Genomic DNA, 16,520 nt, shown 5'->3' with positions numbered 1-16,520 from the left:
CCCCGCGGATCATCCGCGGGGCGCCCCACCCCGTCGCTCTGCTGTCCCTAGGCGTCGCCCCCGGCCGCTCCCGGGTCCGCCGCCGTCACGTCGAGCAGCTGGTACCGGTCGATGGCCTGCTTCAGGGCCGAGCGGTCCACCTTGCCCTCCTTGGCCAGCTCGGTGAGCACCGCCAGCACGATCGACTGCGCGTCGATGTGGAAGAACCGCCGCGCCGCGCCCCGCGTGTCCGAGAAGCCGAAGCCGTCGGCACCCAGGGACTGGTACGTGCCCGGCACCCAGCGGGCGATCTGGTCCGGCACCGACCGCATCCAGTCGGAGACGGCCACGAACGGCCCCTCGGCACCGCTCAGCTTGCGCGTCACGTAGGGCACGCGCTGCTCCTCCTCCGGGTGCAGCAGGTTGTGCTCCTCGCAGGCCACCGCCTCGCGCCGCAGCTCGTTCCAGGAGGTCGCCGACCAGATGTCCGCCTTGACGTTCCACTCCTCGGCGAGGATCTTCTGCGCCTCCAGGGCCCACGGCACGGCCACACCGGACGCCATGATCTGCGCCGGCACCGAGCCGGCGGTGCCCTCGCTCAGCCGGTACACGCCCTTGAGGATGCCCTCGACGTCGACGTCCGCGGGCTCGGCCGGGTGCTGGATCGGCTCGTTGTAGACGGTCAGGTAGTAGAAGACGTCCTCGCCGTGGGGGTGCTCGGCGTCGCCTCCGTACATCCGGCGCAGACCGTCCTGGACGATGTGCGCGATCTCGTAGCCGTACGCCGGGTCGTAGGCGACACAAGCCGGGTTGGTCGAGGCGAGCAGCTGCGAGTGCCCGTCGGCGTGCTGCAGTCCCTCACCGGTCAGGGTCGTACGCCCGGCGGTGGCGCCCAGGGCGAAACCGCGCGCCATCTGGTCCGCCATCTGCCAGAACTGGTCACCGGTGCGCTGGAAACCGAACATCGAGTAGAAGACGTACACCGGGATCAGCGGCTCGCCGTGCGTGGCGTACGCCGAGCCCGCCGCGATCAGCGAGGCGGTGCAGCCCGCCTCCGAGATGCCGTCGTGCAGCATCTGGCCCTGCGGGGACTCCTTGTAGGCGAGCAGCAGGTCCCGGTCGACCGCCTCGTACTGCTGCCCGAGCGGGTTGTAGATCTTCGCGCTCGGGAAGAACGAGTCCATGCCGAAGGTGCGGTACTCGTCCGGCGCGATCAGCACGAACCGCCTGCCGATCTCCTTGTCCCGCATGAGGTCCTTCAGGAGGCGGACGAACGCCATGGTCGTGGCGATCGACTGCTGACCCGAGCCCTTCTTCACGGTCGCGTACGTCTTGTCGTCCGGCAGGGCCAGCGGCTTCGACCGCACGACACGGGTGGGCACATAACCGCCGAGGCCCTTGCGGCGGTCGTGCATGTACTGGATCTCCTCGGAGTCGCGCCCCGGGTGGTAGTACGGCGGGAGGCCGCTCTCCAGCTCCTTGTCGGCGATCGGCAGGTGCAGCCGGTCGCGGAAGCGCTTGAGGTCGTCGACCGTCAGCTTCTTCATCTGGTGCGTGGCGTTGCGGCCCTCGAAGTTCGGGCCGAGGGTCCAGCCCTTGACCGTCTTGGCGAGGATCACCGTCGGCTGGCCCTTGTGCTCCTTGGCCGCCGAGAACGCCGCGTAGATCTTGCGGTGGTCGTGACCGCCGCGGCCCAGGTGCAGGATCTGGTCGTCGGTCATGCCCTCGACCATGGCCCGCAGCCGCTGGTCGTCGCCGAAGAAGTGATCGCGGATGTACGCGCCGGTCTCGGTTGCGTACGTCTGGAACTGCCCGTCCGGCGTGGTGTTCATCCGGTTGACCAGCAGACCGTCGCGGTCCTGCGCGAGCAGCGGGTCCCAGGAACGGTCCCAGATCAGCTTGATCACGTTCCAGCCGGCGCCGCGGAAGATCGACTCCAGCTCCTGGATCACCTTGCCGTTGCCCCGGACGGGGCCGTCCAGGCGCTGCAGATTGCAGTTCACCACGAACGTCAGGTTGTCCAGACCCTCGCGCGCGGCGATGGACAGCTGGCCCAGCGACTCCGGCTCGTCCATCTCGCCGTCGCCGAGGAACGCCCACACGTGCGACTTGGAGGTGTCCGCGATGCCGCGGGCCTCCATGTAGCGGTTCATCCGCGCCTGGTAGATCGCGCCGATCGGGCCGAGGCCCATGGAGACGGTCGGGAACTCCCAGAAGTCCGGCATCAGCCGCGGGTGCGGGTACGAGGACAGGCCGTACGGCGCCTTGGACTTCTCCTGGCGGAAGGCGTCCAGGTTCTGCTCGCTGAGGCGGTCCAGCAGGAACGCGCGCGCGTAGATGCCCGGCGAGGCGTGCCCCTGGAAGAAGACCTGGTCGCCGCCGTCGCCCTCGTCCTTGCCGCGGAAGAAGTGGTTGAAGCCCACGTCGTACAGGGAGGCGGAGGAGGCGAACGTGGCGATGTGGCCGCCGACGCCGATGCCGGGGCGCTGGGCCCGGGACACCATGACCGCGGCGTTCCACCGGGTCGCGTTCAGGATCTTGCGCTCGATCTCCTCGTTGCCCGGGAAGAACGGCTCGTCCTTGGTGGCGATCGTGTTGACGTAGTCCGTGCTGCGCATCTCGGGCACCGCGACGCGCCTCGCGCGGGCCCGCTCGATCAGGCGCAGCATCAGATAGCGGGCCCGCTCCCGGCCGCGCTCGTCCACGGCGGCGTCGAGGGAGTCGAGCCACTCCTGGGTTTCCTCGGGATCGAAGTCAGGAACCTGACTCGGAAGGCCGCCAATGATGATCGGGTTGCGATCTGAACCGGAAGCCACGCTGGTCCTTACCTGTCAGAGGGCCGTGTTTCTGGAGTTTCTGGGTGCGCTGCACCGCTCCCCATCGTGTACCTCGGGGGACCGGACGTCATCTCTACTGCTGGGTAATCGGGGTCTGGACAACGGTCGAGTGCCTCTGAAGGGTTCCCAAACTCACAAAGGGGGCACATTGGTGTGGTGCACGTCACCACGGAGCCAAGTTCGTGTGCCAGGAGTTGCGGTGACACGTTCCGGATCGTCACCGTTTCGGCGGTCCGGACGGCCGGGTACTTGCGCGATCCGCCCCGCCCGTGTGGACTACGGCCAATGCTTCGCGCACGCGCGTGGCTGAGTTATTCCCAAGACATGATCAGGAGGCAACCCGTGAGCGCGACCGCGGACCACGCGGAGGAGCGGACGAGCCCTGCCGTCAGGCTGGGGTTCCAGCCCGAGCAGGTGGTCCAGGAGATCGGCTTCGACGACGACGTCGACCAGGAGCTCCGCGAGGCCATCGAGGAAGTCATCGGCAGCGAGCTGGTGGACGAGGAGTACGACGACGTCGCCGACGCCGTGGTGCTGTGGTTCCGCGACGAGGACGGCGACCTGACGGATGCGCTGGTGGACGCCACCACGTACATCGAGGAGGGTGGCTCGATCCTTCTCCTGACGCCGAAGACGGGCCGTGACGGCTACGTGGAGCCCAGCGACATCTCTGAAGCCGCGACCACGGCGGGTCTGTCGGCGTCCAAGAGCGTCAGCGTCGGCAAGGACTGGAGTGGCAGCCGGCTGGTGACGCCCAAGGCCGCGAAGTCCAAGAAGTAACCGGTGGCTGAGCCGGGCCGGACCCCAGGGCCCGGCCCGGCCTTCTGCGCGGTCCCCGGTGGATGCTGCGTAGGGTGGACACCACCCGGACAGCCCACCGAAGGGACACGACGACGATGGCGATCCAGGTCGGCGACAAGGCCCCGGACTTCGCGCTCAAGGACAACCACGGCCGCACCGTACGGCTCTCCGACTTCCGCGGCGAGCAGAACGTCGTCCTGCTCTTCTACCCCTTCGCCTTCACCGGCGTCTGCACCGGCGAGCTCTGTGCCGTACGGGACAACCTGCCGCGGTTCACCGACCGCGACACCCAGATCCTCGCCGTGTCCAACGACTCCATCCACACCCTGCGCGTCTTCGGCGAGCAGGAGGGGCTGGAGTACCCGCTGCTCAGCGACTTCTGGCCGCACGGCGAGGCCAGCCGCGCCTACGGGGTCTTCGCCGAGGACAAGGGCTGCGCGGTGCGCGGCACCTTCGTCATCGACAAGGAGGGCGTCGTCCGCTGGACCGTCGTCAACGCCCTGCCGGACGCACGCGACCTCGAGGAGTACGTCGAGGCGCTCGACGCGCTCTGATCCCCTTGCGTCACCGACTCGGCACCGATACCCGCGATCGGTGGGTACAACCCCTGCGAGCGACGGGAACCCGTCACTAGGATCGAGTCGTTGATCCGATATCGAACGCACGGCGGGGCTCCCAGCCCCCGGACATCAATGGAGGACTCGTGGGAGTCAGCCTCAGCAAGGGCGGCAACGTATCACTGACCAAGGAGGCCCCCGGCCTCACCGCGGTCATCGTCGGTCTGGGGTGGGACGTCCGCACCACGACCGGCACCGACTTCGACCTCGACGCCAGCGCTCTGCTGCTGAACAACACGGGCAAGGTCGCCAACGACCAGAACTTCGTGTTCTTCAACAACCTCAAGAGCCCCGACGGCTCCGTGGAGCACACCGGTGACAACCTGACCGGTGAGGGCGAGGGCGACGACGAGCAGATCAAGGTCAACCTGGCGGGCGTCCCGGCCGACATCGAGAAGATCGTCTTCCCGGTCTCGATCTACGACGCCGAGAACCGTCAGCAGTCCTTCGGCCAGGTGCGCAACGCCTTCATCCGCGTGGTCAACCAGGCCGGCGGCGCCGAGATCGCCCGCTACGACCTCTCGGAGGACGCGTCCACCGAGACGGCGATGGTCTTCGGCGAGCTGTACCGCCACGGCGCGGAGTGGAAGTTCCGCGCCATCGGCCAGGGCTACGCGTCGGGTCTTCGCGGGATCGCGCAGGACTTCGGGGTCAACGTCTGACATCACCGGGCGGGTCCGTCCAGGACACGTCCGGCCGATTCCGGCGCCGTACCGTTTCGGTGCGGCGCCGGACGCGCAGAACAACCGAGAAGCACCACCTGGGGAGGACCAGCATCATGGGCGTCACGCTCGCCAAGGGAGGAAACGTCTCCCTGTCCAAGGCCGCACCGAATCTCACCCAGGTGATGATCGGGCTCGGCTGGGACGCGCGTTCCACCACCGGAGCACCCTTCGACCTCGACGCCAGCGCCCTGGTGTGCAGCGGCGGCCGGGTCATGGGCGACGAGTGGTTCGTCTTCTACAACCAGCTCAAGAGCCCCGACGGCTCGGTGGAGCACACCGGTGACAACCTGACCGGTGAGGGCGAGGGTGACGACGAGTCGATCCTGGTCGACCTGTCCAAGGTGCCCGCCCAGTGCGACAAGATCGTCTTCCCGGTCTCCATCCATATGGCCGACGAGCGCGGCCAGACCTTCGGCCAGGTCGCCAACGCCTTCATCCGGGTCGTCAACCAGGCCGACGGCCAGGAACTCGCCCGCTACGACCTCAGCGAGGACGCCTCCACCGAGACGGCGATGATTTTCGGCGAGGTCTACCGATACCAGGGCGAGTGGAAGTTCCGCGCGGTCGGACAGGGGTACGCGTCGGGTTTGCGCGGCATCGCTTTGGACTTCGGGGTCGACGTCTCCTGACGCGATATGGGCAAAACCCGGGTCCGGGTGGGGCGGGCCACGACGCCGACATAGACTCCGGGTTCAAAGTTTCGTAAAGCCGAGTACGGCGCGGCGGAGCCCCGTACACACAGGATTGGGTAGCCAGTGGTTCTGAAAACCTTCGGCTGGTCGTTCGCGGTCACCGCGCTCGGCTTGGTCGCAGCGGTCCTCTTCGGGGGGTGGACCGCCCTCGGCATCGTGGCGATCCTCTCGGTCCTGGAGATCTCGCTGTCCTTCGACAACGCGGTGGTCAACGCCGGGATCCTGAAGAAGATGAATGCCTTCTGGCAGAGGATCTTCCTCACCATCGGCATCCTGATCGCCGTGTTCGGCATGCGGCTGGTCTTCCCCGTCGTGATCGTGGCGATCAGCGCCCAGCTCGGACCGATCGAGGCCGTCGACCTCGCGCTCAGCGACAAGGACCGCTACCAGGAGCTCGTCACCGACGCCCACCCGGCGATCGCCGCGTTCGGTGGCATGTTCCTGCTGATGATCTTCCTGGACTTCATCTTCGAGGACCGGGACATCAAGTGGCTGGCCTGGCTGGAGCGGCCGCTGGCCAAGCTCGGCAAGGTCGACATGCTGTCGGTCTGCATCGCGCTCATCGTCCTGCTGATCTCCGCGCTGGCCTTCGCGACCCACGCCCACCAGCACGGCGGCGCCCACGTCGACAAGGCCGAGACGGTCCTGCTGTCCGGTATCGCCGGTCTGATCACCTACATGATCGTGGGCGGTCTGTCCGGGTTCTTCGAGGACCGCCTCGAGGAAGAGGAGGAGCGCGAGCACGAGGCCGAGGAGGAGGCCGAGCGCAGCGGCAAACCCCGCTCCGCCGTCGCCCTGGCCGGCAAGGCCGCCTTCTTCATGTTCCTGTACCTGGAGGTCCTGGACGCCTCGTTCTCGTTCGACGGCGTGATCGGCGCCTTCGCGATCACCAACGACATCGTCCTCATGGCGCTCGGCCTCGGCATCGGCGCGATGTACGTCCGGTCGCTCACGGTCTACCTGGTCCGCCAGGGCACCCTCGACGACTACGTGTACCTGGAGCACGGCGCCCACTACGCCATCGGCGCCCTCGCCATGATCCTGCTGGTCACCATCCAGTACCAGATCAACGAGATCATCACCGGCCTGGTCGGCGTCGTGCTGATCGGCGCCTCCTTCTGGTCCTCGGTCCGCCGCAACCGCGCCCTGGCGGCGGCGGAGGGAAAAGCGGGGACCCCGGACAAGACTGAGGTGTCGTCCGGGGTGTGACACCCCCGAGGGTGAGGAACGCTCTGAGCGGGGCGGCCGGACGTCCGGCCGCCCCGCCGGTTTGTGCAGGGACACGAACGTCCTGCGGGACGTGGGGGGCGGACATGGGCTTCTTGGACGGGCTCTGGCGTGGACGGGCGGCCGAGTTCGACTCGGGCAGCGCGTCGTCGAACGCGATCGAGCTGACGAAACGGCACGACCGGGTCTCGCTCACCCGGCAGGGAGCGGCCACCGGCCATCTGCGGATCAACCTGACCTGGCGCATGCGGACCTCCGACATCGGGGGGTCCCAGCGGGACAGCCTGCTGCGGCACCCCTTCAAGGCGCTGCGGCCCCCGGAGGTCCTCGGGCACAGCCAGAGCATGGTCAACGTCGACCTCGACCTCGGCTGCCTGTACGAGCTGGCCGACGGCACCAAGGGCGTCGTCCAGCCGCTCGGTGGCTTCCTCGGCGACGTCAACGCGCCGCCGTACGTCAAGCTCAGCGGCGACGACCGGTTCGGCTCGGCGTCCGGCGAGACGATCTACGTCAACCTCGACCACCGGGAGGCCATCAAACGGCTGCTGGTGTTCGTCTACATCTACGACCAGACACCGGCCTTCGACCGCACCCACGCCATCGTCACGCTCTACCCCAGCAACGGGCCCCGCATCGAGATCGGCCTGGACGAACGGCACCCGCAGGCCCGGTCCTGCGCGGTGGTGACCATCGAGAACGTCAAGGGCGAACTGTGGGTCCGCCGCGAGGTGAAGTTCGTCTACGGCTTCCAGGCCGAGCTGGACCGCCTCTTCGGCTGGGGCCTGCAGTGGGGCCGCGGCTACAAGACCAAGGCCGAGCACTAGACGCCGGAGGACGGCGCCTGATCAGCGCCCGATGAACTGCGGGCCCTGCGGAGGCAGGCGCACCTCCGGCACCAGGCCGGGCGCGGTCGCCGGGGGCGGATAGCCGTACCCCGCGGCGGCGGCCGTCCCGGCCGGCTGGGGATAGCCGTACGCGGACTGGGTCGGCGGGGGCTGCTGCGGATAGCCGTACGACGGCTGGGGCGGCACCACCGTCGTGGGCTGCTCCGGAGGCAGGGGCTGGGACGCCTCGGGGGCCGGGGCCGCCGGCGGCTCCTGCGCGGCCGCCTCCGACTCGTCCACCGAGATCCCGAAGTCCGTGGCCAGCCCCTTCAGGCCGTCCGAGTAGCCCTCGCCCAGGGCGCGGAACTTCCAGCCCTCACCCCGGCGGTACAGCTCGCCGCAGATCAGCGCGGTCTCCTCGCCGGTCTCCGGCTTGATGTCGAAAGAGGCCAGCGGCTCGCCCTCGGCCGCCGAGGCGTCGTACAGCGTGATACGCAGGTCCCGTACGCGGTCGAACGGGACACCGTCCGCCGACGCGACGAGCAGAATCTGGCCGACGGCGGACTCGACAGCGGTCAGGTCCGTCTGGATGGTGTCGGTGAGGCCCTCGGCGCCTTGTTTCTTGCCGAGCCGCCATACCGTCCCCGAGGGGTGCCGGGGCTGGTTGTAGAAGACGAAGTCCTCGTCGGAGCGCACACGACCGTCGGGGCCGAGGAGCAGAGCAGAGGCATCGACGTCGGGGACCCCCTGCCCGGGCGTCCAGCGCAGCACGGCGCGTACCGTGGTGGCCTCCAGCGGGATGTTCGACCCCTTCAGCATCGCGTGCGTCATACGGTCATCCTGCCCTCTCCGTCCTGGTCACGACAACGCGGGGTGCACGGTGTGCGCGCAGATGTGTAGGTCCGCGTTACCAGAAATTCATGCCCGTCGGGAACCCCCGACATGGGTACCTACGTACTATTACCGGCCACCTGTGAACAGGTCACAGGGGCCCACTGAGTCACCGCGGGGGAGCTCCATGCGTCATTTCGGGCACATCGCCCCGGAGGTGCGTCAGCGCCTCTTCCACCAGGAGCCGGGCGCTTTCACCGCCGACTCCCCGGCCCGGCTGCTCTCCGCCGCCCTGGGGGCCACGCTCTACAGCCCCGCCACCCGGCCGCGCCTGACCGACGACATCGTCAAGCAGAGCGGCCGGGGCGTGGTCTCGATGGTGCTGTGCCTGGAGGACTCCATCGGCGACGAGGACGTGACGGCCGGCGAGGAGAACCTCGTCGCCCAGCTCACCAAGCTCGCGGACCGGCCCGACGCCGACGATCCTCCACTGCTCTTCATCCGCGTCCGCACCCCCGAGCAGATACCCGACCTCGTGCGCCGCCTCGGCTCCGCCGTCCGGCTGCTGTCCGGTTTCGTCCTGCCGAAGTTCACCGGGGAACGCGGCATGCCGTTCCTGGAGGCCCTCTCGAGCGCCGAGACCGACAGCGGACGCCGGCTGTTCGCCATGCCCGTCCTGGAGTCGCCCGAGCTGCTCTACCGCGAGTCCCGCGTCGAGACCCTGGAGGGCATCTTCCGGGCCGTCGACAAGTACCGCGACCGGGTCCTCGCGCTGCGCCTCGGCGTCACCGACTTCTGCTCCTCGTACGGACTGCGCCGCGCCCCCGACATGACCGCCTACGACGTCCAGGTCGTCGCCTCCGTCATCTCCGACGTGGTCAACATGCTCGGCCGCGCCGACGGCACCGGCTTCACCGTCACCGGGCCGGTCTGGGAGTACTTCCGCGTACAGGAACGCATGTTCAAGCCGCAGCTGCGCCGCAGCCCCTTCCTCGAAGGCCAGGCGGAGAACCTGCGCGAGGCCCTCCTCGAGCACGCCATGGACGGCCTGCTGCGCGAGATCACCCTCGACCACGCCAACGGCCTGCTCGGCAAGACCTGCATCCACCCCTCCCACGTCCTGCCCGTGCACGCGCTGTCCGTCGTCAGCCATGAGGAGTTCAGCGACGCCCAGGACATCCTGAAGCCCGAGCGTGGCGGCGGGGGTGTACTGAGGTCGCAGTACACGAACAAGATGAACGAGGTGAAACCGCACCGCGCCTGGGCCGAGCGCACCCTCCTGCGCGCCGAGGTCTTCGGCGTGGCCCACGAGGACACCGGCTTCGTGGAACTGCTCGCCGCCGGCATACCGGCCTGACCGGACCGGCATCCGCACGGCCGGGCCCCACGCCGGGACGCCCGGCCCCTCGATCCAAGGGACGCATGAACAACGCAGTGAACAACGGGGTCTGGTCCGGAAGCTGGGTCGCCGAACGGCTCGGGGTCCAGCTCGTGGGCGACGACACGCTCACCTCCCTGCTGGGCCTCGCCCTGCGCCGCAACCCGAAACGAGCCCACCTGCTCGTCTCGAACGTGCTCGGCAAGCACGTACCCCAGTCACCGACCGTGGTCCACGGCGTCGGCCACGGCCTCGGCCGCCGCGTCCGCGACCTGCTGGGCGACGAGGACGCCGCCGCCGCGGTCGTCCTCGGCTACGCCGAGACCGCCACCGGCCTCGGCCACTGCGTCGCCGACGGCCTCGGCCTCGCGCCCTACCTGCACTCCACCCGCCGCCCCGTCCCCGGTGTCGCCCGCGCCGGCGGCTTCGAGGAGTCCCACTCCCACGCCACCTCCCACCTGCTGCTCCCCGAGGACCCCGCCCTCCTCGTCGGTGACGGACCCCTCGTCCTCGTCGACGACGAGTTCTCCACCGGCAACACGGTGCTGAACACCATCCGCGAACTCCACGAGCGCTACCCGCGCCGCCGCTACGTCGTCGTCGCCCTCGTCGACATGCGGTCCCCGGCCGATGCCGGCCGGCTGGACGACCTCGCCCGCGACATCGGCGCCCGCGTCGACCTCGTCACCGCCGCCACCGGCACCGTACGGCTCCCCGACGGAGTGCTGGAGAAGGGCCAGGAACTCGTCGCACGCCACGAGACCGCGCCCCCGGCCCCCACCGGCGCCGGCGCCCCCCGGCCCACCCGCGTCGACCTGCACTGGCCCGCGGGCCTCCCCGACGGCGGCCGGCACGGCTTCACCCCCGCCCACCGCGCCCGGCTGGAGAACGCCCTGCCCGCCATGGCCGCCCGCCTGGCCCAGGCCCTCCCGGCCGGCGCGCGCCGCGTCCTCGTCCTCGGCTTCGAGGAACTCATGTACGCACCCCTCCGGCTCGCCCGCGAACTGGAGCGGACCACAGGCGTCGAGGTCCGCTACTCGACCACCACCCGCTCACCCGTCCTCGCCGTCGACGACCCCGGCTACGCGATACGCACCCGCCTCCTCTTCCCCGCCCACGACGACCCCGCCGACGGCCCCGGCGAGCGCTACGCCTACAACGTCGCAGGCGCCGGCTTCGACGCCGTCGTCACCGTCGTCGACTCCGTCGCCGACACCCCCGCCCTGCACGCCCCTGACGGACTCCTCGCCCAACTCGCCGCCCAGACCCCGCACGTCCTGCTGGCCGTCGTCCCCTCGTACGTCCCCGGACCCCTCGCCCTGCCCGAAAGGCCCCCGATGCTGCCCGAGCCCCTGCGCGGCCCCGCCTTCTCCTCGTACGCGCCCGAGGAGGTCGGCTGGCTGCTCCAGGACCTCTCGGACGTCACCCTGGAGGCACCCACCGAGGAACGCGAGGAGGCCATCCAGAGCGGCGGCGCGCACTACGCCGAATCCCTGCCCGTCGAGTACCAGCCCAGCGAGCAGTACCAGGCGATCTTCCACAGCGCCCTAGAGGAGTCCGCCGCCCGCCTCGCCCAGGCGGTCGGCGCGGTCACCGAGATCGTCCTCGCCGAGCGCTCGCCCCGCCCGGTGCTCGTCTCCCTCGCCCGCGCCGGCACCCCCGTCGGCGTCCTCATGCGCCGCTGGGCCCAGTTCCGGCACGGCCTCGAACTGCCCCACTACGCCGTGTCCATCGTGCGCGGCCGCGGCCTCGACGCCAACGCCCTGCGCTGGCTCGCCCGCCACCACGACCCCCGCGACGTCGTCTTCGTCGACGGCTGGACCGGCAAGGGCGCCATCACCCGCGAACTCGCCAGCGCGATACGCGAGTTCGAGGCGACCGACGGCATCACCGGCTTCGACCCGGAGATCGCCGTGCTCGCGGACCCCGGCTCCTGCGTCCGCACCTACGGCACTCGCGACGACTACCTCATCCCGTCCGCCTGCCTCAACTCCACCGTCTCCGGCCTGATCTCCCGCACGGTGCTGCGCGCCGACCTCGTCGGCCCGCACGACTTCCACGGCGCCAAGCACTACCGCGAACTCGCCGGATCGGACGTCTCCGTCGCCTTCCTCGACGCCGTCTCCGCCCGCTTCCCGGAGGTCACCGACGCCGTCGACGCCACCGCCAAGGAACTCCTCTCCGCCGACCGCACCCCCACCTGGGAAGGCTGGGCCGCCGTCGAACGCATCAGCGAGGAGTACGGCATCCACGACGTGAACCTCGTCAAGCCCGGCGTCGGCGAGACCACCCGCGTCCTGCTGCGCCGCGTGCCCTGGAAGATCCTCGCCCGCGCCGGAGCCGGCGCCGACCTCGACCACGTCCGCCTGCTCGCCGAACAGCGCGGCGTACCCGTCGAGGAGGTCCCCGACCTCCCCTACACCTGCGTCGGCCTGATCCACCCCAAGTACACCCGGGGCGCCACCGGCGCCGACGGCCGGGCGGTGAACCTCTGATGCCCGTCCTCGTCGCCAGCGACCTCGACCGGACCCTGATCTACTCCTCCGCCGCGCTCGCGCTCACCATGCCCGACGCCCGTGCGCCGCGCCTGCTCTGCGTCGAGGTGCACGAGAGCAGACCGCTGTCCTACATGACGGAGACGGCCGCCCACCTGCTCACCGACCTCGGCGACCGCGCCCTCTTCGTCCCCACCACGACCCGCACCCGCAAGCAGTACCAGCGCATCAACCTGCCCGGGCCGCCCCCCACCTACGCCATCTGCGCCAACGGCGGCCACCTCCTCGTCGACGGCGTCTCCGACCCCGACTGGCACGCCCAGGTCACCGCCCGCCTCGCCGAGCGGTGCGCACCCCTCGCCGAGGTCCAGGACCACCTGATGGCCACCGCCTCCCCGGCCTGGGTGCGCAAGCACCGCGTCGCCGAGGACCTCTTCGCCTATCTGGTCGTCGAACGCGAACTGCTGCCCGAGGAATGGGTGAAGGAACTCGCCGTCTGGGCCGAGAACCGCGGCTGGACCGTCTCCCTCCAGGGCCGCAAGATCTACGCCGTCCCCAAACCGCTCACCAAGAGCGCCGCCCTGCGCGAACTCGCCCGTCGCACCGGCGCCGAACTCACCCTCGCCGCAGGCGACTCCCTGCTCGACGCGGACCTGCTGCTCGCCGCCGACCGGGGCTGGCGCCCCGGCCACGGCGAACTCGCCGACACCGACTTCACCGCCCCCGCGGTCACCGCCCTGCCCGAACGAGGCGTCCTCGCGGGCGAACGCATCCTGCGGGAGTTTTTGAAGGCGGCCCGCACCACGACGGCCCCCGGAACGGAACGACAGGGCTAGCCGCAGCAGCCCCCACCGCAGCAGCCGCCACCGCCCCCGCCGGACGCCCTGGGCGCCGCGGGGGCGCTCGCCGTCCCGCCGACGGCCACCGTCGACAACAGCTTCACCGTGTCGTCGTGCCCGGCCGGGCAACTCGCCGGAGCGGACGACTCCGCCATCGGCCGGCTCAGTTCGAACGTGTCGCCGCAACTGCGGCAGCGGTACTCGTAGCGAGGCATGAGCACAGGTTAGCCCGGCCCGTGACCGCCGCCCCGCTCCTCACGGATCTGCGCGACCACCCGCGCCACCGACCGCCGCACCGCCTCCGTCTCCGACAGGAAGTGCCAGTAGTCCGGATGCCGGCCCTCCAGCGTGCCGACCGCCCGCTCCAGCCGCGCCACCGACTCGTCCAGCGGACGCGCGTGCCGCGGATCCGGCGTGTTCCGCCCCGCCATCGCCAGCCGCTGCGCGTCCCGGATCGCGAAACGCGTCCGGTCGATCTCCTGCTGCGGATCCTTCTGCACCGCGTTCAGCCGGCGCAGCCGGTCGCCTGCCGCCGACACCGACTCGTCCGTCGCGTTCAGCAGCGCCCGCACCGTGGACAGCAACGCCGTCGCGTCCGGCCAGCGCTGCTCGTCCCGCGCCGCCCGCGCCTCCCGCAGCTTCGCCTCGGCCTGCCGCACGTTCTCCGCGGCCACCTCGGGCACCCCCTGCAGGTCCTGCCAGCACGCCACCGTGAACCGCCGCCGCAACTCGCTCAGCACCGGCTCCACCTGCTCGGCCCGCGTCGTCAGCGCCTCGGCCCGCGTCCGCAGCGACACCAGCCGGTGATCGATCTCCGCCGCCCGCTCCGGCAGCCGCTCCGCCTCCGCCCGGATCGCCCCGGCACTCCGCGCGACCCGCTCCGCCCGCTCCAGCGTCTGCGGCACACCATGCCGGCCCGCGCCCTCGTTCAGCAGCGTCAGCTCCGGCCCCAGAGCCGCCAGCCGCGCCGCCAGATCGTCCGCCCGCAGGCCCGAATCCCGCACCGCGTCCAGCGCGTTCGACGCCGCGAGCAGCCCCTGCCGGGCCCGCTCCACCGCCGGCGCCAGCCGCGCCAGCTGCGTCTCCGCCTTCCCCAGCAGCGGCCCCAGCCCGTCCTCGAACCGCTCCAGCTCCCGCCGTACGCCGTCGAGATCGTCCTTCGCCCGGCTCAGCTCGGCACGGGCCCGGCCCGCCGCCGCGGCCTCCAGGTCGTCACGGTCCAGATCGTGCGCGTCGACGGCCTGGATATAGCGGTGGCTCGCCTCGTCGATCCGCCGGCCCAGCGCGTCGAAGTCGTCGATCGCCCGCCGGGCCGCCGGCGAGTCGTCCACGGCCGCGATCGTCTCTATCGAGATCCGCAGATCCCGCTGCGCGGTGTCCAACTCGTAGAAGGCGGCCGCGGCGGCGTCCTTCGCGGCCTGCGCCTCCGCCCGCTGGTTCTCCGCCCGCCCGCCGAACCAGCGCCGGGTCCCCCCGCCCGCGAACGCGGCGGGCAGCGCGAGGACGGCGACGACGGGAAGGGCGACGGCCAGCACCAGCTGGTCCAGCAGTGGAAGCGCTCCGGGCCTGGCCCGGCGCTCAGGACGGTGCCGCCGGCTCACGGGCGGCACGGACGGCGAGTTCGGCTGCGGAGGTGTCGCCGTCACATCCCTCTCCCGTGCTGTCATTCACCCTGCCGGTGTCATTCTCCCACCGGTGAAGGACGAACACACGGGCCGGTCAGTTCGCCGTTCGCACCGTGATGCTCCCGTCGCCGCTGCGGGCACTGATCCGGCGGGAGCTGGAGGGGTCCCGCGGCACGGACACGTCGACCGCACCGTCCCCGGCCTTCGCCTCCACCCGGTAGCCGGCCCGCGGGACCTCGACGGTCACGGAACCGTCCCCGCTGCGGGTCTCCACCAGGTCCGGGACGCTCCCGAGCGACAGGCGCACCGAACCGTCGCCCGACGTCGCCCGCACCTCACGCGACGAGACGTCGAACACCCGCACGGAACCGTCCCCCGTCTCCAGGTCCAGGGGCCCACTGGACTCGCTGACCTGCACCGAACCGTCCCCGGTACGGATGTGCAACGGGTCCTCGAACCCCCTCGCCCGCACACTCCCGTCCCCGTCCAGCACCCGCACGGTGACCCCGCGCGGCACCTCGATCCGGTGCCTGGCCGAGCAGTCGGCGACCACTCCGGAGCACTTCTCCCGCAGCACCAGCCGGTCGTCCTTCATCGCCCAGGTCACCTTCGGGCCGTCGCCGAACACCACCGAGCCCTCGAACCACCGCGTCACCTCGACCGACCCCGCCTCGTGCCCCTCGGCGGCGACGATCTCCAGCGCCGAGTCGTCCGAGTCCACGGTCAGCGTCCGCCCCCCGAGCGCGAACGACCGGTGCTCCGGCTGCTCGTCGTCCCCGGCGGACGCCCCGCACGCGCTCACCCCCGCGACCAGCGCCACGAGCACTCCGGCGACGGCGATCCGAGCGGGAACGGTACGGGCCATGACGATCTCCCCCAGAGCTGATCCGGACCCTTCGCGGCCCGCTGTGCGACGACGCTCCGACCGTACGGACCAAAGGCCCCCGAGAGGATCCGGCCCACCACCGGACCGGGGGTGGGGGTAGCCCCCGGATTCCCCGCCGGTGGACGCCTGCGGACCCGGATATGGGTTTGCGGCTCGGCGCCCGGGACAATGTAGGCTGTCGACTCGTTCTCGGGTGCGTAGCTCAGGGGTAGAGCGCCTGCCTTACAAGCAGGATGTCGGCGGTTCGAAACCGTCCGCGCCCACACGTGGGAAGGACCCCGGTCGGATGACCGGGGTCCTTCCGCGTGTCAGGGCGTCTCCTCCGGGGTCCCGCGCGCGTGCTTGAGCTTCATCCGGGCGTCGACCCGGGCCGCCCCGTCGAGCTGCGACCAGAAGCGGTGGCCGCTGACGAACACCGCGAGTTCGTGTTCGCGGCGGCGCAGCTTCTCCACCTCGGCCTGTTCGTCCTCCGTCCAGCCCGGGGAGGCCGGGCGCTCGATCTTGCGCCAGCCGTTGTCGTCGCTGAAGCCGTCCAGGGGCACGACCGACCAGGGCAGCCGTCTCAGCAGGGCCGACAGCTCGGCCCGGACCTGATGCAGCTCCTCCTGACCGGCGCGAAGGTCACTCGGAAAGTCATAGGGCGTAGCCACGGCTCAATGCTACGCCTGTTCGATTTTGGGTGGCGAGTCGCTTCGGGAGGTTCATGCGAACGGGTGTGTGGCAGTCGCTCCTCAACGCGGAAATCCAGTGGTCGGGCCGTGGCC

The 16,520-nt window shown here is 70.6% G+C and carries 15 protein-coding genes and 1 tRNA gene; 10 read left to right on the top strand and 6 right to left on the bottom strand.

The window, feature by feature from the left end; all coding sequences use genetic code 11:
- Positions 1-47: 47 nt before the first annotated feature.
- Positions 48-2,795 carry a pyruvate dehydrogenase (acetyl-transferring), homodimeric type gene (gene aceE / locus ACFRAC_RS16215; RefSeq protein WP_382924526.1) on the bottom strand — a complete coding sequence of 916 codons (2,748 nt, stop codon included), beginning with the start codon at positions 2,793-2,795 and terminating at the stop codon, positions 48-50.
- A gap of 363 nt (positions 2,796-3,158) precedes the next feature.
- Between aceE and ACFRAC_RS16210 the strand changes: the two genes are divergently transcribed.
- The 6 genes from ACFRAC_RS16210 to ACFRAC_RS16185 all read left to right on the top strand — a co-directional run bounded on the left by ACFRAC_RS16210 (position 3,159) and on the right by ACFRAC_RS16185 (position 7,702).
- A complete protein-coding gene (locus tag ACFRAC_RS16210) occupies positions 3,159-3,596 on the top strand; it encodes a DUF3052 domain-containing protein (RefSeq protein ID WP_055620756.1) in 438 nt (145 codons plus the stop codon).
- Positions 3,597-3,712: 116 nt separating this feature from the next.
- Complete coding sequence (locus ACFRAC_RS16205) at positions 3,713-4,171, top strand: peroxiredoxin (protein WP_382924525.1); 459 nt, start codon at positions 3,713-3,715, stop codon at positions 4,169-4,171.
- Positions 4,172-4,320: 149 nt separating this feature from the next.
- A complete protein-coding gene (locus tag ACFRAC_RS16200; RefSeq protein WP_361344352.1) occupies positions 4,321-4,896 on the top strand; it encodes a calcium homeostasis/redox stress adaptation protein in 576 nt (191 codons plus the stop codon).
- Between the two features lie 116 nt (positions 4,897-5,012).
- The gene (locus ACFRAC_RS16195) at positions 5,013-5,588 is read left to right on the top strand and encodes a TerD family protein (protein WP_382924524.1); all 576 of its coding nucleotides are present in this window, start codon (positions 5,013-5,015) and stop codon (positions 5,586-5,588) included.
- A 126-nt stretch (positions 5,589-5,714) separates the two neighbouring features.
- The gene (locus ACFRAC_RS16190) at positions 5,715-6,860 is read left to right on the top strand and encodes a DUF475 domain-containing protein (RefSeq protein WP_382924523.1); all 1,146 of its coding nucleotides are present in this window, start codon (positions 5,715-5,717) and stop codon (positions 6,858-6,860) included.
- Positions 6,861-6,964: 104 nt separating this feature from the next.
- On the top strand, positions 6,965-7,702 hold the full coding sequence (locus ACFRAC_RS16185) for a Tellurium resistance (RefSeq protein ID WP_382924522.1): 738 nt from the start codon (positions 6,965-6,967) through the stop codon (positions 7,700-7,702).
- A 21-nt stretch (positions 7,703-7,723) separates the two neighbouring features.
- Here ACFRAC_RS16185 and ACFRAC_RS16180 read toward each other — a convergent pair whose 3' ends face one another.
- Positions 7,724-8,533: a TerD family protein gene (locus ACFRAC_RS16180; RefSeq protein ID WP_382924521.1), complete on the bottom strand. Its 810-nt coding sequence runs from the start codon at positions 8,531-8,533 to the stop codon at positions 7,724-7,726.
- 187 nt (positions 8,534-8,720) lie between these two features.
- Between ACFRAC_RS16180 and ACFRAC_RS16175 the strand changes: the two genes are divergently transcribed.
- From ACFRAC_RS16175 to ACFRAC_RS16165, 3 genes are all read left to right on the top strand, one after another.
- Positions 8,721-9,890 (top strand): HpcH/HpaI aldolase/citrate lyase family protein, encoded by a 1,170-nt coding sequence (locus ACFRAC_RS16175; protein WP_382924520.1) that lies wholly within the window; start codon positions 8,721-8,723, stop codon positions 9,888-9,890.
- A gap of 65 nt (positions 9,891-9,955) precedes the next feature.
- Complete coding sequence (locus tag ACFRAC_RS16170) at positions 9,956-12,406, top strand: phosphoribosyltransferase (protein ID WP_382924519.1); 2,451 nt, start codon at positions 9,956-9,958, stop codon at positions 12,404-12,406.
- Complete coding sequence (locus tag ACFRAC_RS16165) at positions 12,406-13,242, top strand: HAD family hydrolase (protein WP_382924518.1); 837 nt, start codon at positions 12,406-12,408, stop codon at positions 13,240-13,242. Before ACFRAC_RS16170 ends, ACFRAC_RS16165 begins: the two co-directional genes overlap by 1 nt.
- Here the strand turns inward: ACFRAC_RS16165 and ACFRAC_RS16160 are convergent.
- The 3 genes from ACFRAC_RS16160 to ACFRAC_RS16150 form a co-directional block, all read right to left on the bottom strand.
- On the bottom strand, positions 13,239-13,460 hold the full coding sequence (locus ACFRAC_RS16160; protein WP_361932233.1) for a zinc ribbon domain-containing protein: 222 nt from the start codon (positions 13,458-13,460) through the stop codon (positions 13,239-13,241). The genes ACFRAC_RS16165 and ACFRAC_RS16160 overlap by 4 nt on opposite strands.
- Positions 13,461-13,469: 9 nt before the next feature.
- Positions 13,470-14,891, bottom strand: a complete 1,422-nt coding sequence (locus tag ACFRAC_RS16155; RefSeq protein WP_382924517.1) for a hypothetical protein — start codon at positions 14,889-14,891, stop codon at positions 13,470-13,472.
- A gap of 73 nt (positions 14,892-14,964) precedes the next feature.
- On the bottom strand, positions 14,965-15,735 hold the full coding sequence (locus tag ACFRAC_RS16150; RefSeq protein ID WP_382924516.1) for a DUF4097 family beta strand repeat-containing protein: 771 nt from the start codon (positions 15,733-15,735) through the stop codon (positions 14,965-14,967).
- 212 nt (positions 15,736-15,947) lie between these two features.
- Here ACFRAC_RS16150 and ACFRAC_RS16145 point away from each other — a divergent pair.
- Positions 15,948-16,019, top strand: a tRNA-Val gene (locus ACFRAC_RS16145).
- A gap of 45 nt (positions 16,020-16,064) precedes the next feature.
- Here ACFRAC_RS16145 and ACFRAC_RS16140 read toward each other — a convergent pair.
- Positions 16,065-16,406, bottom strand: coding sequence for a hypothetical protein (locus tag ACFRAC_RS16140; RefSeq protein WP_382924515.1), 342 nt, complete (start codon positions 16,404-16,406; stop codon positions 16,065-16,067).
- Positions 16,407-16,520 lie beyond the last annotated feature (114 nt).

Origin of the sequence: Streptomyces sp. NPDC056628 (genome assembly GCF_042792555.1) — a bacterium.
In the GTDB taxonomy this organism is placed as follows: domain Bacteria; phylum Actinomycetota; class Actinomycetes; order Streptomycetales; family Streptomycetaceae; genus Streptomyces.
Note: the sequence above shows the minus strand (reverse complement) of the source record. Positions and strands in the feature narration are given on the sequence as shown.